Raw genomic sequence first — 4,331 nt, 5'->3', positions numbered from 1 at the left:
CGCCTGAAATGCCAAGGCATACATTTTTATATTTTTTATCATGGAAACGAGTCCGTTAGCGCGAGTAGGTGACAAATGCTCTTTTAATCCAATGGCATCTATAAAATCCATATCGGCTTCCAAAATATCCGCTGGCTTTTGATTCGAAAAAACCCGAATCAAAATAGCAATAATTCCTTTAGTCAAAATAGCATCGCTATCTGCCGTGAAAACGACTGTCTCATCTTTTTGTTCTCCTTGCAGCCACACTTTAGACTGGCAGCCTTTTATGATGTTCTCTTCCGTTTTAAATTCTTCTTTGATTAAAGGCAAGTTTTTACCTAGCTCAATGATGTATTCATAACGCTGCATCCAGTCGTCAAACATCGAGAACTCGTCTACTATATCGTCTTGAATTTCTTTAATTGTCATATTAATCTTTGCTTTTTACTTCACAAAAGAAAGTATTTTATTTACTACTTTTTCTATTTCTACTGGCGGATAACCGTGATCAAAACTTTGGGATTCAAATGTTTTTCCTTGTTTTGTTATTTTTAAATTGGCAATCGCTGCACCATCAAACAATCGCTTTTCGGTTGGGGCTTTCAATTGAGAAAGCGAGTCTAAATCCAACTCCTGAATTGCTGAGTTTAAATTATTCCAATCCGCAATTGGGATTTTAAATATTACTGGCTTTTCACCCCTGCTTTTGGCTACAAAAACCAATTGTTTTTCTATTGTAATTTCTTGATAAAAACCTCTAGAATAGGCTTTGTATTCCATTTTAGTTTCGTTTTGGACGGTTCTTTTTTGTCCTGCACATCCTGCAAAAACTAAAATACTCAACAACAAAACAATACTCTTTTTCATTTTAAGATAGCATCATTTTAGCTTTCTTCACCGCCTCAACCATCACGTCAATCTCTTCTTTAGTGTTATAAAACGCAAAAGAAGCACGAATGGTCCCTGGAATCTCAAAGAAATTCATAATCGGTTGTGCGCAATGGTGTCCTGTGCGAACAGCTATCCCTAATTTATCCACAATCGTTCCAATATCATACGGATGAATGCCGTCGATATTGAATGAAATTACCGAAGTTTTCGCCTCAGCTGTTCCGTATATTTTCAATCCTTCAATAGCTGAAAGTTGTTCCGTTGCATAATGTAGTAATTCTGTTTCTTGTTTTTGAATGTTCTCAAAACCAACTGAATTCATATAATCAACCGCGGTTCCTAGTACAATTCCGCCTGCAATATTGGGCGTTCCTGCTTCAAATTTATGCGGCAATTCGGCATAAGTAGTTTTCTCAAAAGTAACTTCCTTAATCATTTCGCCACCTCCTTGATAGGGCGGCAATTTATTCAACCACGATTCTTTTCCGTATAAAATTCCCGTTCCTGTTGGTCCGCACAATTTATGCCCCGAAAAAGCATAAAAATCACAATCTAATTCTTGCACATTGGGTTTCAAATGCGGCACGGCTTGCGCGCCATCAATGAAAACAGCAGCGCCAAATTGATGCGCTTTATCAATCATATATTTGATTGGGTTAATCGTTCCCAAGGCATTCGAAATATGATTCACCGTCACGATTTTCGTTTTATCCGAAAGCAATTGGTCAAATTCTGTAATAACCAATTCGCCCTTTTCATTCATCGGAATGACTTTCAAAACGGCTCCGGTTTTTTCGCACAATAGTTGCCAAGGCACAATATTACTGTGGTGTTCCAAAGCAGAAACCAGCACCTCATCACCTGCTTTCAAAAGCGAAGCAAATCCATTAGCTACCAAATTCACACCATGCGTAGTCCCTGAAGTAAAAAGGACTTCGTGAGAAAATTGAGCGTTGATGTGGTTTTGGATTTTAGTTCGAGACGCTTCGTAGGCATCCGTAGCTAACTGACTTAACGTATGCACCCCGCGATGAATATTCGCGTTGATTTCCTGATAATAGGTCGCAATCGCATCAATAACCACTTGCGGTTTTTGAGTAGTCGCTCCGTTGTCAAAATACACCAAAGGTTTCCCATTCACTTGTCTTGAAAGTATCGGGAAATCGGCTCTTATTTTTTGAATGTCAAACATTTATTTAGAATTTTTCTAAATACAAAAGTAATAAAATTGCAATGGATTTTTACCAAACAGATGTTAATAAAATTAAAGTTTTGTTCAACAAAAATCATTAAATTACAACTGTTATGATTTTGAAATTGTTTCAATTCGCAAAATCTGTGTTGATTATTTACTAAATTGCATCAATTTCAAACTATTCCAAATGAAAAAATTACTCCAATTGATTGGTATTGCAGCAGTTCTTGGGCTGTTGTATTTTGGTTTTACTACCTATCCTAAACTAGATTTAATCTCGGGTTTCTCTGCTAAGAGCATTGCCTCTGGGCATTTCATAGACAATCGTTCACAACAAATGATTGAACAAGGCGACAACGATATTGACCTCATCGATTTGGCACAAAATACAATCGACGAAGCGGGTCAGTTTGCCACAGCTTCTGTCAAAGGTTTAAAAGAACGCAAAGCCATTTACCGTGAGGGATTGGGTGCTACTTTAATCAACGATGATTTTGATACTTCAAAACCCTATTTGGTGCCGAAAAGAAACACATCAAAAGCCGGCTTAGTGTATCCTTATGGCGATGCCGAACAAAAAGACACTGTTTTTTCTAACATTGATTACGATCAATTAAACCGAACCGTGGAGAACGCTTTTGACAAAAAGGGTCAAAAAACCAAACGCACTCGATCTCTAATTGTGATTTACAAAGACAAAATTATTGCCGAGAAATACGATACAGGATTTACAAAAAACAGTAAAATATTAGGTTGGTCCATGACCAAAAGTATTACCGCAACCTTATTTGGGATCCTCGAAAAACAAAAGAATTTTAATATCTACCAACCCGCTCCTATTCCAGAATGGGTTAATGACGAACGTAAAAAAATCACCACTAACGATTTATTGCACATGAACTCGGGTTTGGAATGGGAAGAAGATTATGGAGCTATATCCGATGTGACTAAAATGCTTTTTCAAGCCGAAGACATGACACGTTCGCAACTTGAAAAACCCTTGGCTTTTCAGCCCAATACGCATTGGAATTATTCTTCGGGAACTACCAATTTGCTTTCGGGAATTTTGAGAAAACAATTCAAAACCCATCAAGAATACCTTGATTTTTGGTATTCGGCTTTGATTGATAAAATTGGGATGCACTCAATGTTGGTGGAAACTGATATGGCAGGCAATTATGTAGGTTCGTCTTACGGATGGGCTACCACAAGAGATTGGGCGAAGTTCGGATTATTATATTTACACAAAGGAAATTGGAACGGAGAGCAGCTTTTTAAGCCGAGTTGGGCAAAATATGTTGCCACACCCACGAATACTTCAAACGGTCGCTATGGAGGTCAATTTTGGCTTAATTCCAGTGGACGTTTTCCTGATGCGCCTAAAGATTTGTATTTCGCCAGTGGTTTTCAAGGACAAATGGTCGCCATTTTTCCAAGTCACGACTTAGTTATCGTTCGAATGGGACTTAAAGAAGATCCTGAATTTGATTTTAATGGGTTACTCGGCGGAATTGTTCGCAGTATCAAAAAATAAAAGCAAAAGAGCGCAAAGTATCAAAACCTTGCGCTCTTTTTATATTCTTTAATTTATCATTTTCTACAAATCAAACCCTAATTTAACGCCTAGTTTATTGGCAATAATCGTGGTAATTCGTTTTTTTAATTCTGGTATTTTGATGTTTTCGATAACCGCATTCGAAAACGCATACAGCAATAAAGCTTTCGCTTCTTTCTGTGGAATTCCACGTTGTTGCATATAGAACAAAGCCGTTTCGTCAAGTTGCCCTACAGTGCATCCGTGGGAACATTTTACATCATCTGCAAAAATTTCCAATTGCGGTTTGGCATTGATCGTGGCTTTATCGCTTAACAAAATGTTATTGCTTTTTTGGAAAGCATTGGTCTTTTGTGCTTCTTTTTCTACATACACTTTTCCGTTAAAAACACCTGTCGAACGATCTGAAAAGATGCCTTTGTAATCTTGGAAACTTTCACAATTTGGAGCCGCGTGGTTCACCAAAGTATAATGATCCACATGTTGCTTATCGCCAATAATAGTGATTCCATTTAAAGTACTTGTCAAATGTTCACCAAAATGATAGAAATTCAAATTATTTCTAGTCAAATTTCCTCCAAAAGAGAATGTTTGAACAGAAACATGGCTTTCTTGTTTTTGAGATACATACGTATTATCAATCAAGTTAGCTTCTAGCTCGTCATTTTGGATTTTATAGTAATCTACAATAGCGCGTTTTTGAGCAAA

General features: G+C 37.3%; 5 protein-coding genes. 1 reads left to right on the top strand and 4 read right to left on the bottom strand.

Going from position 1 to position 4,331, the window contains the following annotated elements:
• The 3 genes from ACIQ6Z_RS09340 to ACIQ6Z_RS09330 form a co-directional block, all read right to left on the bottom strand.
• Window positions 1–411 (bottom strand): SufE family protein (locus tag ACIQ6Z_RS09340; RefSeq protein ID WP_396210616.1); only part of this gene is annotated, 411 nt, incomplete at its 3' end.
• Window positions 412–426: 15 nt separating this feature from the next.
• Entirely contained in the window at window positions 427–849 is a 423-nt protein-coding gene (locus ACIQ6Z_RS09335; RefSeq protein ID WP_396210615.1) for a hypothetical protein, read from the bottom strand.
• A gap of 1 nt (window position 850) precedes the next feature.
• Window positions 851–2,065, bottom strand: a complete 1,215-nt coding sequence (locus ACIQ6Z_RS09330) for an aminotransferase class V-fold PLP-dependent enzyme (RefSeq protein WP_396210614.1) — start codon at window positions 2,063–2,065, stop codon at window positions 851–853.
• Window positions 2,066–2,255: 190 nt separating this feature from the next.
• Here ACIQ6Z_RS09330 and ACIQ6Z_RS09325 point away from each other — a divergent pair, with 190 nt between their 5' ends.
• Window positions 2,256–3,602, top strand: coding sequence for a serine hydrolase domain-containing protein (locus ACIQ6Z_RS09325; protein ID WP_396210613.1), 1,347 nt, complete (start codon window positions 2,256–2,258; stop codon window positions 3,600–3,602).
• Between the two features lie 63 nt (window positions 3,603–3,665).
• Here the strand turns inward: ACIQ6Z_RS09325 and sufD are convergent.
• The coding region (sufD, locus tag ACIQ6Z_RS09320) for a Fe-S cluster assembly protein SufD (RefSeq protein WP_396210612.1) at window positions 3,666–4,331 on the bottom strand (666 nt) is incomplete at its 5' end.

It is taken from the genome of Flavobacterium sp., from assembly GCF_044376915.1.
GTDB lineage: Bacteria > Bacteroidota > Bacteroidia > Flavobacteriales > Flavobacteriaceae > Flavobacterium.
Note: the sequence above shows the minus strand (reverse complement) of the source record. Positions and strands in the feature narration are given on the sequence as shown.